This is a genomic window from Pseudomonas sivasensis, assembly GCF_052938085.1.
Map to the genome: position 1 here is coordinate 5,693,242 of NZ_CP176442.1, position 17,757 is coordinate 5,710,998.

Sequence of the window (17,757 nt, forward strand, 5' to 3'; positions counted from 1 at the left end):
TCAGTGAACCTCGACCGCAGTGCCCTGCAACCGCTGCAAAGCCTCGTTCACCGGCTGTGGCAGCAACTGGCGCATGCAGTTGTAGTGGCCGAAACGGCAAGTACGGTCAAAGCAAGGGCTGCATTCAAGGCCCAGGCGCACCACTTCAACCTTGTCGGCCAGGGGCGGGGTAAACCCTGGAGACGTCGAACCGTACACGGCCACCAATGGGCGGTTCAGCGCTGCAGCCACGTGCATCAGGCCGGAGTCGTTGGACACCACCGAATCCGCGCAAGACAGCAGGTCAATCGCCTCGGCCAGCGATGTGTCGCCACTCAGGTTCACCGACTCTTCGCGCAGGCCAGGAATCAGGCGCTGGCGAATCTCTTCACCCACCGGATGATCTTTTTTCGAGCCGAACAACCACACCTGCCAGCCTTCGCGAATCTTCATCTCGGCGACTTTGGCGTAGTGCTCCGCCGGCCAGCGCTTGGACTCGCCAAACTCGGCGCCAGGGCACAGGGCAAGCACCGGGCGATCCAGCGTCAGGCCGAACTTGGCCAGGGCGGCGTCGCGGGTTACTGGGTCGATCTGCAGGCTCGGGCGCGGGTACGGCTTGGGCAGCTCCGCGCCTGGCTCATATGCCAACGCCATGAAGCGTTCGATCATCAGCGGATAGCGCGCCTTATCCAACGTGCGCACATCGTTAAGCAATACGTAGCGAAACTCGCCGCGCCAGCCGGTGCGCTTGGGGATGCCAGCAAAAAACGGCACCAGCGCCGACTTCAGCGAGTTGGGCAACAGGATCGCCTGGTCATACTGGCCGGCCAGGGATTTGCCGATGCGACGGCGGGTTGCCAGCTCCAGGGCGCCGTGGCCGAGCGGGAAGCTCAAGGCGTTGCGCACTTCGGGCATGCGCTCAAGGATCGGCCGGCTCCACTCAGGAGCGAGCACGTCGATCTGGCAGTCTGGGTGGCGCTGGCGCAAGCACTGGAACAGTGTCTGTGCCATCACCATGTCACCGACCCAACTGGGCCCAACGATCAGAATATTCATGTAGTTTCCACAAACGATGCGGGGAGGCTTATGCCTCCCCGCCCTAATAGTGTTTCAGCTCAACCCCAGCTCCTGCCAGATGCGCATCACCTGTCGCCGTTCGTCGGCGAACTGATCCCCCGCCACCGTACCGGCCTCGTTTTGCAAGGCCTGGCGATGCGCAGCGGAACGGTAGGCCTTATACACCTCGCGCAGCAGGTGGGCATCGGCGGCGGGCATCAACCCCACCTGCTCCAGGCCTTCCAGAATGCGGATATTGTCGGTGTAGCGCAGCAACGATGGGTGCTGGGCAGACCACGCCAAAGCCGCGTATTGCACCATAAATTCAATATCGACGATACCTCCGGCGTCCTGCTTGAGGTCGAACACGGCCGCGGCGTCGAAGGCATTGGCGCCGGTACCGGCTGTGGTGGCCTTGGTGCCCAGGTTGTCACGCATCTTGGTGCGCATCTCGCTGACCTCCTGGCGCAGTTTCGCCAGATCCCGCTCACGCCCCAACACTTTAGCCCGTACCTGCTCGAACGCACGGCCCACATCCTGACTGCCAACCAGCACCCGCGCGCGGATCAGGGCCTGATGCTCCCAGGTCCACGCTTCATTTTGTTGATAGCGATCAAATGCACCCAGCGAACTGACCAGCAAACCGGACGCACCGGAAGGTCGCAGGCGCATATCCACTTCGTACAACTGACCGGAGTTGGTCTGGGTGGTCAGCAGGTGAATGATGCGCTGGCCCAGGCGCGTGAAGAACTGCGCGCCGTCAATCGGCTTGGCGCCATCGGTTTCGGCCTGCGGATCGCCATCATGGATAAACACCAGATCCAGGTCCGAACCATGCCCCAGTTCGATCCCGCCGACTTTCCCATAACCGACAATAATGAACCCAGGATCGCACAGGGTGCCGTCCAGACGCTGCGGCGAGCCGTGGCGCGCCACGGTCTGGCGCCAGGCCAGGGCCAGCACTTGTTCGAGGATGGCTTCGGCGAGCCAGGTCAGGTAGTCGCTGACTTTCATCAACGGCAGGCTGCCGGCGATTTCCGAAGCGGCCACGCGTAGGCGGTGGGCGAGCTTGAAGTGACGCAGCGCTTCCATCTGCTGCTCAAGGTCGTCCTCGGGGATACGCGTAAGGCGCTCGCGCAATTCGGCGGCCAACTCCGGCGCCAGCGGCGGCTTGAACAGGCGGCCTTCGTTGAGCAACTCGTCCAGCAACAGCGGGAAACGGGTGATCTGCTCAGCAATCCACGGGCTGGCGGCGCACAGGGTCAACAGGCGGCGCAGGGCGTCGGGGTTTTCCGTGAGCAGCACCAGGTAAGCGGAGCGACGGGCGACGGCCTCCACCAGCGGCAGCACGCGCTCCAACACCAGGTCCGGGTTGGCGTGTTCGACCGCCTGGGCCAACAGGCGCGGGATAAACGCATCCAGCCGTTCGCGACCGAGGCGCTGCATCGCACGTAACTGCGGGCTGCCGCGCAAACCAGCCAGAGCCTTGAGCGCCCTGGGCGCGTCAGTGAAGCCACCTTCGGTCAATTGGCGGCAGGCGGCGTCTTCATCCTGGGACTCTTCCCAGAGCGGCAACCACTCACCGCCCACTACCAACTCGCTTTCTTCGCCCTCTTCTTCATCGGGGTCGGCAATCACTTGGCGGAAGTGCCAGTCCACCCGGCCACGCCAGTGCATCAGGCGCTCATGGAACGCGGACCAGTCGGCAAAGCCCAGCATAAAGGCAATGCGCGCCTGATCTTCCGGAGTGCTCGGAAGCATTTGGGTCTGGCGGTCAGCTATTGCCTGGATGGCATGCTCGGTGTAGCGCAGGAACTCGTAGCCATTGCGCAACTCGGCGATCACCGCCGGCGGCAGGTAACCCTGGCCCTCCAGGGTACCGAGCACTTTGAGCAGCGGGCGTTGTTGCAGGCTGAGGTCGCGACCGCCGTGAATCAACTGGAAGGCCTGAGCGATGAATTCCACCTCGCGGATACCGCCCGAGCCGAGCTTGATATTGTCGGCCATGCCTTTGCGCCGCACTTCCTGCTGGATCAACTGCTTCATGGTGCGCAGCGCTTCGATGGCGGAGAAGTCCAGGTAGCGGCGGTACACAAACGGTCGCAGCATATCGAGCAATTGCGCACCGGCCACCTGGTCGCCTGCCACTACGCGCGCCTTGATCATGGCGTAGCGTTCCCAGTCGCGGCCCTGATCCTGGTAGTACTGCTCCAGCGCATTGAAGCTGAGCACCAGCGCTCCGGCCGAACCGTAGGGACGCAGGCGCATATCAACGCGGAACACAAAACCGTCGACGGTCATGGGGTCGAGGGCCTTGATCAGTTTTTGACCAAGGCGAATGAAGAACTCCTGGTTATCCAGTGAACGCTTCACGCCCACTGTTTCGCCGCCTTCGGGGTAGGCGAAGATCAGGTCGATATCCGACGAGAGGTTCAGCTCCACCGCGCCGAGCTTGCCCATGCCAAGGATGACCATGTGCTGCGGCTCGCCGCTGCGCCGGCCGGTGGGCGTGCCGAACTGCACGCAGTGGCGTTGGTACAGCCATTGGTAGGCTTGGTCGATGCAGGCGTCAGCCATGTCGGACAGATCTCGACAGGTCTGCACCAGATCAGCCTGACGGGTCAGGTCGCGCCAAATAATCCGTACTTGCTGGCGCGTGCGCTGGCGACGCAATACGCGGCCCAGTTCGTCTTCGGTTTCGGCCTGTTGCACAGCGCCTGCAATTTGCCCGCACAGCTCGCCCGGCGCAAAGCCGCGGTCCAGCTCGCCCCAGGCCACCAGCTCCAGCAACATCAAAGGGTCACGAACACTCTGTTCAATGACGAAATCACTGGCGGCGCACACCCGGGTGAAGTCGGCCCAGCGTTGCGGCGTCCACGTACAAAGTCCATGATCGTCGTCCAGCGCGGCCACTGCGTCACGAAATGACTGCTCGGCCCGCTGGGCAATTGGGAGGAGAATGGCCGGCAATTCGGCCAGCATTGGAAGGCTCATGGTCTATCCTTGATCGGCGCGTAATGGGCTTGTTGCTGCGAACGCAAGAAGCACGCTCGATGAAGGACTGTCGAACAAAGGTTATAAATAGCTGAAAATTGATAGTTTTTGGCAGACAACATTAAACTTCTACCTTTTCTTGTTCGCAAAAGATCAACAATAACGATTATGCTCACCAGCCAGACCGAGCCATACGCTCGGTCTTGTGTAGTTTTACTACTCGTATATACATTCGAAAGGCTGAAATGGCCGACGATTTGTAGTAAAACTACAGGACGCCGAAGCAACCTTCGGCCATCCAAGAATTTATGTCGTCTGCCCACAAGGCCAGTCGCAAACTTCAGGCAACCGATTCTGGTAGCCTTTCCGCCCTGGAGCAAGCCATGCAAGACCTCGATCCCGTCGAAACCCAGGAATGGCTGGACGCCCTGGAATCGGTTCTCGACAAAGAAGGCGAAGACCGTGCTCACTACCTGATGACCCGTATGGGCGAACTCGCGACCCGCAGCGGCTCGCAACTGCCCTACGCCATCACCACGCCATACCGCAACACCATCCCCGTTACCCACGAAGCACGCATGCCTGGCGACCTGTTCATGGAACGCCGCATTCGCTCGCTGGTACGTTGGAACGCCATGGCGATGGTAATGCGCACGAACTTGAAAGATTCGGACCTGGGCGGTCACATCTCCAGCTTCGCTTCCAGCGCAACCCTGTATGACATCGGCTTCAACTACTTCTTCCAGGCCCCGACCGACGAACACGGCGGCGACCTGATCTACTTCCAGGGTCACACTTCGCCAGGCGTTTATGCTCGCGCGTTCATGGAAGGTCGTATCACCGAAGACCAGATGAACAACTTCCGCCAGGAAGTCGACGGTGGCGGCTTGTCGTCCTACCCGCACCCTTGGCTGATGCCTGATTTCTGGCAGTTCCCGACCGTTTCCATGGGTCTGGGTCCAATTCAAGCGATCTACCAGGCACGTTTCATGAAGTACCTGGAAGCCCGTGGCTTCATCCCTGAAGGCAAGCAGAAAGTCTGGTGCTTCCTGGGCGACGGCGAGTGCGACGAGCCGGAATCCCTGGGCGCCATCTCCCTGGCCGGCCGCGAGAAGCTGGACAACCTGATCTTCGTCATCAACTGCAACCTGCAGCGCCTCGACGGCCCGGTTCGCGGCAACGGCAAGATCATCCAGGAACTCGAAGGCGTGTTCCGCGGTGCTCAGTGGAACGTGACCAAAGTCATCTGGGGCCGTTTCTGGGACCCACTGCTGGCCAAGGACGTTGACGGTATCCTGCAACGTCGCATGGACGAAGTCATCGACGGCGAGTACCAGAACTACAAAGCCAAAGACGGCGCGTTCGTACGTGAACACTTCTTCAACACGCCTGAACTCAAGGCAATGGTTGCAGACCTGTCCGACGACGAGATCTGGAAACTCAACCGTGGCGGCCACGACCCGTACAAGGTCTACGCGGCGTACCACGAAGCGGTCAACCACAAAGAACAACCAACCGTCATCCTGGCCAAGACCATCAAGGGTTATGGCACCGGTGCTGGCGAAGCGAAGAACACTGCGCACAACACCAAGAAAGTCGACGTCGACAGCCTGAAGTTGTTCCGCGACCGCTTCGACATCCCGGTCAAGGACGAAGAGCTGGAAAACCTGCCGTTCTTCAAGCCAGAGCCAAACAGCGCCGAAGCCCGCTACCTGAGCGAGCGCCGCACTGCACTGGGCGGTTTCGTACCACAGCGCCGCGCCAACAGTTTCTCCGTACCGACCCCGGACCTGAGCACCCTCAAGGCCATCCTGGACGGTTCGGGCGACCGTGAGATTTCCACCACCATGGCCTTCGTGCGGATCCTCGCGCAGTTGGTCAAGGACAAGGAAATCGGTCCACGCATCGTTCCGATTATCCCGGACGAAGCCCGTACCTTCGGTATGGAAGGCATGTTCCGTCAGTTGGGCATCTACTCCTCCGTCGGCCAGCTCTATGAGCCAGTCGATAAAGACCAGGTGATGTTCTACAAGGAAGACAAGAAGGGCCAGATCCTCGAAGAAGGCATCAACGAAGCGGGCGCCATGAGCTCCTTCATCGCTGCCGGTACTTCGTACTCCAGCCACAACCAGCCGATGCTGCCGTTCTACATCTTCTACTCGATGTTCGGCTTCCAGCGTATCGGCGACCTGGCTTGGGCAGCAGGCGACAGCCGTACCCGTGGTTTCCTGATCGGCGGCACCGCCGGCCGGACCACGCTGAACGGCGAAGGCCTGCAACACGAAGACGGTCACAGCCACATCCTGGCTGCCACCATCCCGAACTGCCGCACCTTTGATCCAACCTACGGCTATGAGCTGGCGGTGATCATCCAGGACGGCATGAAGAAGATGACCGAAGAGCAGCAGGACGTTTTCTACTACATCACCGTGATGAACGAGTCCTACCAGCAGCCAGCCATGCCGGCCGGTGTCGAGGAAGGCATCATCAAGGGCATGTACCTGCTCGAAGAAGACACCAAGGAAGCAGCGCACCACGTACAGCTGATGGGCTCCGGCACCATCCTGCGTGAAGTGCGTGAAGCAGCGAAGATCCTGCGTGACGAATTCAACGTCGGCGCCGACGTGTGGAGCGTTACCAGCTTCAACGAACTGCGTCGCGACGGCCTGGCCGTAGAGCGCAGCAACCGCCTGCATCCTGGTCAGAAACCCGCGAAGAGCTACGTCGAAGAGTGCCTGGCCGGCCGTAAAGGTCCAGTCATTGCCTCTACCGACTACATGAAGCTGTTCGCTGAACAAATTCGCCAGTGGGTCCCATCCAAGGAATTCAAAGTCCTGGGTACCGACGGTTTCGGCCGCAGTGACAGCCGTAAGAAGCTGCGTCACTTCTTCGAAGTCGACCGTCACTTCGTGGTGTTGGCAGCCCTGGAAGCCTTGGCTGACCGTGGTGAGATCGAACCTAAGGTGGTGGCTGACGCTATCGTCAAGTTCGGGATCAACCCGGAAAAACGCAACCCACTGGACTGCTGAGGAGATTTTTTGTGAGCGAACTCATTCGCGTACCTGACATCGGCAGCGGTGAAGGTGAAGTAATCGAGCTGTTTGTGAAGGTCGGCGACAAAGTCGAAGCCGACCAGAGCATCCTGACCCTGGAGTCGGACAAGGCGAGCATGGAAATCCCTGCTCCCAAGGCCGGCGTGGTCAAGAGCCTGAAAGTGAAGCTGGGCGACCGCCTGAAAGAAGGCGACGAACTGCTGGAGCTGGAAATCGAAGGTGCCGCTGATGCTGCACCTGCGGCGGCTCCTGCTGCCGCTGCTGCACCAGCGCCTGCCGCTGAAAAGCCTGCCGCTGCAGCCGAGGCCCCTGCGGCCCCGGCTGCTGCACCGGCCGCCGCCTCTGTTCAGGACATTCATGTTCCGGACATCGGTTCGTCGGGCAAGGCCAAGATCATCGAGCTGTTGGTCAAGGTTGGCGACACCGTCGAAGCCGACCAATCCCTGATCACCCTGGAATCCGACAAGGCTTCCATGGAAATTCCTTCGCCGGCTGCCGGCGTGGTGGAAAGCATCGCAGTCAAGCTGGAAGACGAAGTCGGCACCGGTGACTTCATCCTCAAGCTGAAAGTACAAGGCGCCGCACCGGCTGCCGCTCCAGCCCCCGCCGCTCCGGCTGCTGCCAAAGCTGAAGCTGCACCGGCCGCTGCACCCGCACCTGCTGCAAAAGCCGAGGCCGCACCTGCTCCAGCTGCTGCTGCACCTGCGCCAAGCGGTGCCAAGGTTCACGCTGGCCCGGCGGTACGCCAACTGGCCCGTGAATTCGGCGTCGAGCTGAACGCTGTGTCGGCCACTGGCCCACATGGCCGCGTGCTGAAGGAAGATGTGCAGGTTTACGTCAAAGCCATGATGCAGAAAGCCAAGGAAGCTCCGGCTGCCGGCGCTGCTACCGGCGGCTCAGGCATTCCACCGATCCCGGTCGTGGACTTCAGCCGCTTCGGCGAGACCGAAGAAGTGCCAATGACTCGCCTGATGCAAATCGGCGCGTCGAGCCTGCACCGCAGCTGGCTGAACATTCCGCACGTTACCCAGTTCGACCAGGCCGACATCACCGACCTGGAAGCTTTCCGCGTTGCGCAGAAAGCCGTGGCCGAGAAGGCTGGCGTGAAACTGACCGTGCTGCCACTGCTGCTCAAGGCGTGTGCACACCTGCTCAAGGAGCTGCCGGACTTCAACAGCTCACTGGCGCCAAGCGGCAAAGCGATCATTCGCAAGAAATACGTCAACGTGGGCTTCGCTGTAGACACCCCTGACGGCCTGCTGGTACCGGTCATCAAGAACGTCGACCAGAAGAGCCTGCTGCAACTCGCTGCCGAAGCGGCTGCGTTGGCTGCCAAGGCCCGCGACAAGAAGCTGACCGCAGACGACATGCAAGGCGCCTGCTTCACGATCTCCAGCCTCGGTCACATTGGCGGCACTGGCTTCACGCCAATCGTCAACGCGCCGGAAGTGGCGATCCTGGGTGTTTCCAAGGCAACCATCCAGCCGGTCTGGGACGGTAAAGCGTTCCAGCCGAAGCTGATGCTGCCACTGTCGCTGTCCTACGATCACCGTGTGATCAACGGCGCGGCCGCTGCACGCTTTACCCAGCGTCTGAGCCAGCTGCTGAACGACATCCGCACCATCTTGCTGTAAGCCAGATCAGGTCTCCCCTTCACCGGGGAGACTTGGTTGCACCGATTTCCGAGCGCCACGCTCGTACCTCAACCCCGTCAATTTGGCGGGGCTTTTTTTGCTTTTCGATACAGACAGAACAGGTTTGTACACCTTCTGTCATCTCGATTGAAGAAATCCCTCGCCCGGCCGATAACCCCCTTATAGCACTTAGCCTTCATCCTCTCTTGTCAGTCTGTGCCGCATGATGCAACCTTGCCACAGGCAACAAAAAAAGAGGGCGTGAGCCCTGCGCCGTGCGCGTTTTTTGAAGTGAGTCTCCCCATGAAAAGCCAACCCGATGTCGCCCGTATGGCGGCCGAGGTAGTGACGCAGTTACCGGTGCCTTCGCGCCTCGGTATGCTGCGTTTCGAGCGGCTTAATGAGGCAAGCTGGGCTCTCCTGTACCTTGACCCCAATTGCGAGCGCCAATTCGGCCTGCCAGCGGTCGAGTTGTGTGCCCTGCTCGGCACGCCCTACGCCAGCCTGATGGAACCCCAGGCCCGCTATCAACTACACGACATCATCCAGCAGCAATTGACCCAGAGCCCTCATTACCTGGTGCGCTACACCCTGCACACCAGTGACGGCCCTCTGAGCCTGCTGGAAATGGGCGAAGCCTACAAACAACACAATCGCCATCTGCTGCGCGGCTACCTGATGGTGGTTGATGGTCTGTTCAGCGAGCTTCCCTTACCCGTCCCGACCGAGGATCTGGAAAGCCAGAACAGCCGCCTGCAAATCGCCCTGGAGCTGAACCAGCGCGCCCAGCAGGAGCAATTGCAGCACCTGGAGCGAGTGCGCGCCCAGCAGGAACTGATCCTGTTGCTGGCCCGCCAGCGCTACACCGCCAACAATTCGCTTCAGGAAGCCGCCGAGCTGATCACGCGCAGCGCCTGCGATATCTACCAGATCGACTGCGCCAGCATCTGGAACCTCGAAGACCAGCGCCTGGTGCCAATCTCGGCTTACCACCGCGACAACCAACAGCACCATCTGCCCGAACCCATCGATGCCAGCCGCTTCCCGGATTATCTGGAAGCCTTGCAAAGCAGCCGCGCCATCGACGCCACCAACGCCATGCGCGATCCGCGCACCCGCGAAATGGCCGAGAATCTACGCAACAGAGACATCCACGCCATGCTCGATGCGAGCATCCGCGTCGACGGCCAAGTGGTCGGCGTATTGTGCCTGGAGCAGTGCGGCAGCCCGCGTGACTGGCAGGCTGACGAGATAGCGTTCGCCGGCGAGCTCGCTGACCAGTTCGCGCAAGTGATCAACAACCACAACCGCCGTACTGCCACCAGCGCCCTGCATTTGTTCCAGCGTGCGGTGGAGCAAAGCGCCAACGCCTTTCTGCTGGTCAATTGCGACGGCGTGGTGGAGTACGTCAACCCCAGCTTCACCGCGATCACCCAGTACAGCGCCGAAGAAGTCCACGGCCACCGCCTGGCGCAATTGCCCGCCCTGGAAAACCTCAGCGAATTGCTGTTCGACGCCCCATCGAGCCTGGCCAAGAGCAACAGCTGGCAGGGCGAGTTCAAGAGCCGGCGCAAGAACCTCGAACCCTATTGGGGCCAGTTGTCGATTTCCAAGGTGTATGGCGACAACCGTGAGCTGACGCACTACATCGGCATCTACGAAGACATCACCCAGACCAAGCTCGCCCAGCAGCGCATCGAGCGTCTGGCGTATACCGACAACCTGACCAACCTGGGCAACCGCCCGGCGTTTATCCGCAACCTCGATGAACGCTTTGCACGCGACAGCGATAGCCCGATCAGCCTGTTGCTGGTAGACATCGACAACTTCAAACGCATCAACGACAGCCTTGGCCACCAGACCGGCGACAAGCTGTTGATCAGCCTGGCCCGCCGCCTGCGCAACAGCCTGAGTGCCAGCGGCAGCCTGGCGCGCTTTGCCAGTAACGAATTTGCGGTGTTGCTGGACGACACCGACCTGGAAAGCGGCCAGCAGGTCGCCAGCCAATTGCTGGCGACGCTCGACAAACCGATGTTCGTCGACAACCAATTGATCAGCGTCACCGGTTCCGTGGGCCTGGCCTGCGCGCCGCTGCACGGGCGCGACCCGCAGACCCTGATGCGCAACGCCGGCCTGGCCCTGCACAAGGCCAAGGCCAACGGCAAACACCAAGTTCAGGTGTTTACAGAGGCGCTGAACGCCGAGGCCAGCTACAAGCTGTTCGTGGAAAATAACCTGCGGCGCGCCCTGACCCAGAACGAACTGGACGTGTTCTACCAGCCCAAGCTGTGCCTGCGCAGCGGCCGGTTGCTGGGCATGGAAGCGCTGCTGCGCTGGAATCATCCGGAAAAGGGCATGATCCGTCCCGATCAGTTCATCAGCGTGGCCGAAGAGACGGGTCTGATTATTCCCATCGGCAAATGGATCGCCCGCCAGGCCTGCCGCATGAGCAAGCAACTGAGCGCCGCCGGCATGGGCAACCTGCAGGTGGCGATCAACCTGTCACCCAAGCAGTTCTCCGACCCGGACCTGGTGGCCTCGATTGCCACAATCCTCAAGGAAGAAGAGCTGCCGGCCAACCTGCTGGAGCTGGAGCTGACCGAAGGCCTGCTGCTGGAAGCCACTGAAGACACGCGCCTGCAACTGGATCAGTTGAAGAGTTTTGGCCTGACCCTGGCCATGGACGACTTCGGTACCGGTTACTCGTCGCTGAGCTACCTGAAAAAATTCCCCATCGACATCATTAAGATCGATCGCAGCTTTATCCATGAAATTCCGGACAACCAGGACGACATGGAAATCACCTCGGCCGTGATCGCCATGGCTCACAACCTCAAGCTCAAGGTCGTGGCCGAAGGCATCGAGACCGCCGAGCAACTGGCGTTCCTGCGTCGGCATCGCTGCGACGTGGGCCAGGGCTACCTGTTCGACCGGCCAATCCCCGGCGCAGAGCTGCTTGAGAAGCTCAAACGCTACCCGCGCGGGCCAATCGCCTGACAGCGCGGTAACACTCGGGCACACTGGCTGTCTGAATTCTTACCTTACTCAATCTGACTGAGAGGACTGATCATGGTCTTGCGCTCGGAAATTCTGGTGAACAAAAACGTGTTGCCTACTCAAGAACAAGCGTTGCCTGGTCGTGAAACCCCGATGAACCTGCCGGAGACGCACTTCGTCAACGGCAACCCACTGCTCGGCCCGTTCGTCGATGACGTGGGTTTTGCCATCTTCGGCCTGGGCTGCTTTTGGGGTGCGGAGCGCAGGTTCTGGCAGCTCGATGGCGTGGTCAGCACCGTGGTCGGCTACGCGGGCGGCTACACGCCGAACCCGACTTACGAAGAAGTTTGCTCCGGCCTGACCGGTCACAGTGAAGTGGTGCTGGTGGTTTATGACCAGGCCAAAGTGAAATACGAAGACCTGTTGAAGATGTTCTGGGAATTGCACAACCCAACTCAGGGCATGCGCCAGGGCAACGATATCGGCAGCCAGTACCGTTCGGTGGTCTATGCGACCACGCCTGAGCAATTGGCGGCGGCGAAGGCCAGTGCCGAGACTTATCAGCAAGAGCTGACCAAATCCGGCCTGGGTGCTATCACCACGGAAATCGAAGAAGCCCCAACGGTGTACTTCGCCGAGGCGTATCACCAGCAGTACTTGGCGAAGAACCCGCAGGGCTACTGTGGGATCGGCGGTACCGGCGTGACCTGCCCGATCTAAAGCCGACGTAGATCAAAATGTGGGAGGGGGCTTGCCCCCGATAGCTGAATGTCAGTCAGTACATCTGTAGCTGACCCACCGCTATCGGAGGCAAGCCCCCTCCCACACTTGATCAGCGCCGAGGATTATTCGGCAATAAGCCAATCCATCTGCCACCCACCCTGGGTCTGGCCAAGCTTCTTGGACAGCCACGGCAGCAGTTCACGCAACTCCTCTTCCAGACCCCAAGGCGGGTTGGCAATCGCCAGGCCCGAGCCCGTCAAGGTGTTGGGCGTGTCCAGCGGATGCACCAGCAATTCCACACGCAGCAACTTCGGCGCACCGGTGCCGGCCAGGTCCTGGTAGAAGCGACGCAGCATGCGTTGATCCTTCACCGGGTACCAGATCGCCGCGACGGTTTGGCGCATGCGGCTGACGGCTTCCTTGAGGGAGGCGGCGCAGCGTTGCATCTCGTCGAGCTTTTCAAACGGCGGGTCGATCAGCATCAGCGCGCGTTTTTCCGGCACCGGCAGCAAGGCACGCGGCACATGCCAGCCTTCGCCTAAGTGCACTTTGACGCGGCGATCACCCTTCATATTGTCTTTGAGCAGCACGCCGTCCTCCGGGTGCTTTTCATTGAGCAACACGCGGTCCTGTGGGCGCGTGAGGCGCCGCGCCAATTCCGGCGAGCCAGGGTAGTAGCGTAACTGACCGTCAGGATTCATCTCGTGCAGCACGCGCATGTAATCGGCAGTCAGCGGCGGCAGGTCGCTTTCGCCCCATAGGCGCGCGATGCCTTCCAGATACTCACCCGTGCGATTGGCCTGGTCGCCTTGCAGGTCGTACAGACCAATCCCTGCGTGGGTGTCGAGGTAGGCGAACGGCTGCTCCTTGCGCGACATCAGGGCGATGAGGCGGGTCAAGGTCAGGTGTTTGAAGACATCGGCGTGGTTGCCGGCGTGAAAGGCGTGACGATAATTCATGGTTGCTCCTGCGCAGGGGGCGAAGTTTACCTTCTACGGGCGCAAAGGTGCAGGGCTGCATGCCGGGCGGTGCTTATGTCGTAAAAGCAGGACGGGGACTGAAAAAAATCTAAATGCTGGCGCCAAGGCGGATTTATTGTGGCCATCCACCAACCAGGGAGGTCAATAACAATCATGAAAGACGCCACCATCGCACTGCACCACGCCTTCAAGTCGGACCCGACCACCAAAGCCGTGGCCGTGCCGATCTACCAGAACGTCGCTTTCGAATTCGATAACGCCCAGCACGGTGCCGACCTGTTCAACCTCGACGTGCCCGGCAATATCTACACGCGCATCATGAACCCCACCAATGATGTGTTGGAGCAACGCATCGCCGCCCTCGAAGGCGGTATTGCGGCACTGGCCGTGTCGGCCGGCAGCGCGGCCATTCACTATGCGATCCAGACCCTCACTCGCGCCGGCGACAATATCGTCACCACGCCACAGCTCTACGGCGGCACCTACACCCTGTTCGCCCACTTGCTGCCCAGCTTTGGCGTCGACGTACGCTTCGCCCGCGACGACAGTGCCGCGGCCATTGCCGAACTGATCGACGACAACACCAAGCTGGTGTATTGCGAAAGCATCGGCAACCCGGCGGGCAATATCATCGACATCGAAGCCCTGGCAGAGGTCGCCCATGCCCGCGGCGTGCCGCTGATGGTGGACAACACCGTGGCCACACCGATCCTGTGCAAGCCGATCCAGTTCGGCGCCGACATTGTGGTGCACTCGCTGACCAAATACATCGGCGGCCATGGCAACTCCCTGGGCGGTGCGATCGTCGACAGCGGCACCTTCCCCTGGACCCAATACCCGGAAAAATTCCCCGGCCTCAACCAGCCCGAGCCGGCTTACCACGGCGTGGTCTACACCGAAAAGTTCGGCCCCGCCGCCTTCATCGCTCGCGCGCGCACCGTACCGTTGCGTAACACCGGCGCAGCACTGGCGCCCATGAACGCCTTCCTGCTGCTCCAGGGCCTGGAAACCCTGGCCCTGCGCATGGAGCGCCATACGGAAAATGCCCTCAAGGTCGCGCAATTCCTCCAAGGCCATGCCGATGTGGAATGGGTCAGCTATGCGGGGCTGCCTGATCACCCCCATCACGCATTGGCGCAGAAATACCTGCAAGGCAAACCCTCGGCGATCCTTTCATTCGGCCTGAAGGGCGGGTACGCGGCAGGTGTGCGCTTCTACGACGCCCTGCAAATCTTCAAACGCTTGGTGAATATCGGCGACGCCAAGTCCCTGGCCTGCCACCCCGCGTCCACTACCCATCGACAAATGAACGAACAGGAACAGGCCAAGGCCGGCGTGAAGCCGGAGATGATTCGCCTGTCGGTGGGCATCGAGGCGATTGAAGATTTGATCGAGGACCTGCAACAGGCGCTGGGCTCAACTCAACTCTAAGGCCAGATATTCGGCCAACGCCCCATGGGTGAAATCCGGCCGACGAGCGAAATAAGCGACCTTGTGCTGCAAGGTCGCCAACGTGAAGGCGGTGTACAGGTCGGGCCGCTGCTCTTGCAGCCACTGCAAGAGGTTGTCGATCAAGGTTTGCGGTGCTTGCTCTGCCAGGTGTGCCAAGAGCGATGCGGGGACTCGCCACCAAGGGCTGGTGTTGGCCTCGGTCGCAGGCCCCGTCGCGACCGTCAGCGGCTGGCCGTTGATCAAGTAGCGCTGGAACACCGGCAATACTTTTGCCGCCTCATCGCCTAGCCCCTGCAACATCGGCAGACACTGGGTGCCATCCCAGAATCGCAAAAACACTTCCTGGCCATCCGGCAGATAGACCTTGGTCAAACTTTGGAGGTGCGCGATGACGACGTCTAACGGACTGGAAGATACCGCCAGCCACCCCCAATCCATTGTTTCAGTGGTTGCAGCCCATTCAAGAAAGGCGCTGTCAGGTTCGACGATGCCCAAGTAAGGCATGACCTCCTCCCATTCGGCGTAAGCCGTGCCTGTCCAAATTGATTGGGGCAGCGATGCGGCTGAGGTGGCTCGCCAGGCAGCAAGCGGATTGGCGTCGCTGGCAGCGCCCAACACCACGAAGAGCTGCTCATTGGGAAGCAGAGGGAATTGTGTAAGCCAAGCGCTGGGGATCAACCGTTCAGACATGGGGATAACTTCCTTTTAAGGCTGAGCTGAATGAGCGATATCGCACTGCCCTCTCTTGCAGCGCTCACACTCTTCGCAAAAGGGAGCGCTACGCTTGAGGCTAGCCACCTGCACCAGGCTCAGGGGCGCGGGGATAACCGCCAACAGCTTCTCCTTCACTCCAGGCATCAACGGCGCTGCCACAGGAGCAGGACCACTTCCCAACTGAATCGGCACACTGCTGAAAATACCGCCCGCAGACAACGTGATCGACTGCCCTCCCGCCTGGATCGTCACGATGGCCCCCGCATCAATAACAACGCTTTGGCCTGCACCGATCTGAATGGTCAGCCCAGCCTTTACCTGCTGCGAGCCGCCGATCACCAGGTGATCATCCTGCTTGAGTTCGGTGAGCCGATTGCCGTGAGTGATGCGCAGCTCTTCGCCTTGAAGCTCATGGTGCGACTCGCCCGCCACCCTGATACGACGTTGATTGTCGACCTCCACCCGCTGGTCATGCAGCACGTGCTGGGTCCAATCTCGCTGGGCGCGCAGGTAAATTTCCTCGGCGCCCTTGCGGTCTTCGATGCGCAGTTCGTTGTAGCCACCGCCACCGGGGCTGCTCCGACTGCGCAAGATGCTGCGGGTTTTGTCGGCCGGCAGGTCGAGGGGCAGCGATGTCGCAGCGTTGGGCAGGCAACCCACCACCAGCGGCATGTCCATATCACCATTGACGAACCCCACCAGCACTTCCATACCCACTCGCGGAATAAGCACCGCACCATAGCGGTCATGGGCCCAACCGCTGGCGACACGCAGCCAGCAGCTGGAATGATCGTTGTGCTCCCCGGCTCGATCCCAGGCCAGTTGCACCTTGACCCGCCCGTATTCATCGCAGTGGATTTCACTGTCGGCGGGGCCAGTCACCACTGCGTTTTGATAACCCGCCAATGTCGGCCGCGGTTGCTCGGGCAAAGGCGGTCGGAAAATCACGTCCCACGGCGCAGCAACAAACTCGTTGCGATAACCCTGACGAAAATCGCCACCGGCGACCTCGGTCACCGCCTCCTCCAACACCTGGGGTTGCTTGCCTTCGTGAGTGACGTGAGTCACCAACCACAAGTCATTCCATGGATCACGCGGGTGACCGGTCAACGTAAGGAAATGGCCGCTGACCAATGTCGGCTCATCACCGCTGCCGCGGGCAATTCGATAGTCGCTACGGTGGCGCTCCAACCCCCGTTGCGCGAGGTACTTGCCGTGGGACCGGTCGCAAAAGTGGCCGGGATAGCCCTGCGCCTCAAGACGTGGCAGCTGTTCGCTGGCCACGTCACTCTCCAGCACCAGGCTAGGTTTACGGAAATCGTAGTCACGCAGGTTGACCGCCGTAGTGCGGGTTTCCAGTTGCACGGCAAAGCGCTTGATCGCGGGTGTATCCGCCACCATCCCTGAGCCTGGCATGTAGGGCGTTGGCTGATTGGGCTGGGCGAATACTGTTTGATCATCGCCAAATACCAGCAAGTGTCGTTCAGGCGAGTGCTGGAAGTGATAGTGAATCCCCTCCTCAGCACACAGCCGCTGAATGAACGACAAGTCGCTTTCAGCAAACTGCACGCAATACTCGCGCTCGGGGTAAACACCGCTCAGGTGAAATTCGAATTGATCGGCATGGACCCCCTGCTCCACCAGCACCTGCGTAACAATCTGCGGCACTGTTTGATGCTGGAAAATGCGCTGGTGACTGCTGTGGGCCAGGTAGGCCAATTGCGGCACGAGCTTGATCTGATAACGCGTCAGGCGCCGCCCGGAGTCGCCCTGCGCCACCCGATAGACCAGGCCGTGGACGCCATGGCCGAGCTCATCGAAACGCAGAAAAACCTGGCGATGCAGCAAACTTTCCAGGTCGAGGTCAGGCTGCTCACTGACCAGTTCAAGGTCAAAACAATACGGCTGGCTGATGGCTTCCGCACCGTGAAACTCAAAGACGTTGAGTTCACTGGGCTCCCCGTCGAGGGTCAGGGTAAAAGCACTTTGATTGGCAGGAGCGAACATCCGGTGTTTCTCTGCGAGGAGTAGGCGGTGGATTCTGCACCACTGTTTTGCACGGCAGAGCGCACGCCCGATAAATCAGCAACTCCCTACACACACGCGCAAAAAAAGGCCCGCCATCCGTAGGACGCGGGCCTTTTTTCAATTCGTAGAGCGCCTAACGCCCGGCGA

10 protein-coding genes are annotated in these 17,757 nt (G+C 60.6%); 5 read left to right on the top strand and 5 right to left on the bottom strand.

All coding sequences use genetic code 11. The features are described 5' to 3' along the window. On the bottom strand, window positions 1–1,035 hold the full coding sequence (gene waaF, locus ACKZ62_RS26285) for a lipopolysaccharide heptosyltransferase II (RefSeq protein ID WP_032890370.1): 1,035 nt from the start codon (window positions 1,033–1,035) through the stop codon (window positions 1–3). A gap of 54 nt (window positions 1,036–1,089) precedes the next feature. Continuing rightward, window positions 1,090–4,029, bottom strand: a complete 2,940-nt coding sequence (gene glnE / locus ACKZ62_RS26290; protein ID WP_447096038.1) for a bifunctional [glutamate--ammonia ligase]-adenylyl-L-tyrosine phosphorylase/[glutamate--ammonia-ligase] adenylyltransferase — start codon at window positions 4,027–4,029, stop codon at window positions 1,090–1,092. Between the two features lie 383 nt (window positions 4,030–4,412). Between glnE and aceE the strand changes: the two genes are divergently transcribed. The 4 genes from aceE to msrA all read left to right on the top strand — a co-directional run bounded on the left by aceE (window position 4,413) and on the right by msrA (window position 12,433). Continuing rightward, on the top strand, window positions 4,413–7,058 hold the full coding sequence (gene aceE, locus ACKZ62_RS26295; protein ID WP_032890366.1) for a pyruvate dehydrogenase (acetyl-transferring), homodimeric type: 2,646 nt from the start codon (window positions 4,413–4,415) through the stop codon (window positions 7,056–7,058). 11 nt (window positions 7,059–7,069) lie between these two features. Further along, on the top strand, window positions 7,070–8,716 hold the full coding sequence (gene aceF, locus ACKZ62_RS26300; protein WP_447096039.1) for a dihydrolipoyllysine-residue acetyltransferase: 1,647 nt from the start codon (window positions 7,070–7,072) through the stop codon (window positions 8,714–8,716). Between the two features lie 303 nt (window positions 8,717–9,019). Then, window positions 9,020–11,713 carry a putative bifunctional diguanylate cyclase/phosphodiesterase gene (locus tag ACKZ62_RS26305; RefSeq protein ID WP_032890362.1) on the top strand — a complete coding sequence of 898 codons (2,694 nt, stop codon included), beginning with the start codon at window positions 9,020–9,022 and terminating at the stop codon, window positions 11,711–11,713. A 72-nt stretch (window positions 11,714–11,785) separates the two neighbouring features. Beyond that, window positions 11,786–12,433, top strand: a complete 648-nt coding sequence (gene msrA / locus ACKZ62_RS26310; protein WP_122682102.1) for a peptide-methionine (S)-S-oxide reductase MsrA — start codon at window positions 11,786–11,788, stop codon at window positions 12,431–12,433. Between the two features lie 125 nt (window positions 12,434–12,558). Here the strand turns inward: msrA and ACKZ62_RS26315 are convergent, their stop codons facing one another. Beyond that, the gene (locus tag ACKZ62_RS26315; protein ID WP_016975658.1) at window positions 12,559–13,395 is read right to left on the bottom strand and encodes a 23S rRNA (adenine(2030)-N(6))-methyltransferase RlmJ; all 837 of its coding nucleotides are present in this window, start codon (window positions 13,393–13,395) and stop codon (window positions 12,559–12,561) included. 174 nt (window positions 13,396–13,569) lie between these two features. On the opposite strand from ACKZ62_RS26315, the gene ACKZ62_RS26320 reads away from it, so the two are divergent. Next, window positions 13,570–14,847 carry an O-acetylhomoserine aminocarboxypropyltransferase/cysteine synthase family protein gene (locus ACKZ62_RS26320; RefSeq protein ID WP_032890357.1) on the top strand — a complete coding sequence of 426 codons (1,278 nt, stop codon included), beginning with the start codon at window positions 13,570–13,572 and terminating at the stop codon, window positions 14,845–14,847. On the opposite strand, the gene ACKZ62_RS26325 is transcribed toward ACKZ62_RS26320, so the two are convergent. Together ACKZ62_RS26325 and ACKZ62_RS26330 are read right to left on the bottom strand one after the other, a co-directional pair. Beyond that, entirely contained in the window at window positions 14,833–15,558 is a 726-nt protein-coding gene (locus ACKZ62_RS26325; RefSeq protein WP_447096040.1) for a DUF4123 domain-containing protein, read from the bottom strand. The genes ACKZ62_RS26320 and ACKZ62_RS26325 overlap by 15 nt on opposite strands. Window positions 15,559–15,573: 15 nt before the next feature. Beyond that, window positions 15,574–17,589 (bottom strand): type VI secretion system Vgr family protein, encoded by a 2,016-nt coding sequence (locus ACKZ62_RS26330; RefSeq protein ID WP_447096041.1) that lies wholly within the window; start codon window positions 17,587–17,589, stop codon window positions 15,574–15,576. Window positions 17,590–17,757 lie beyond the last annotated feature (168 nt).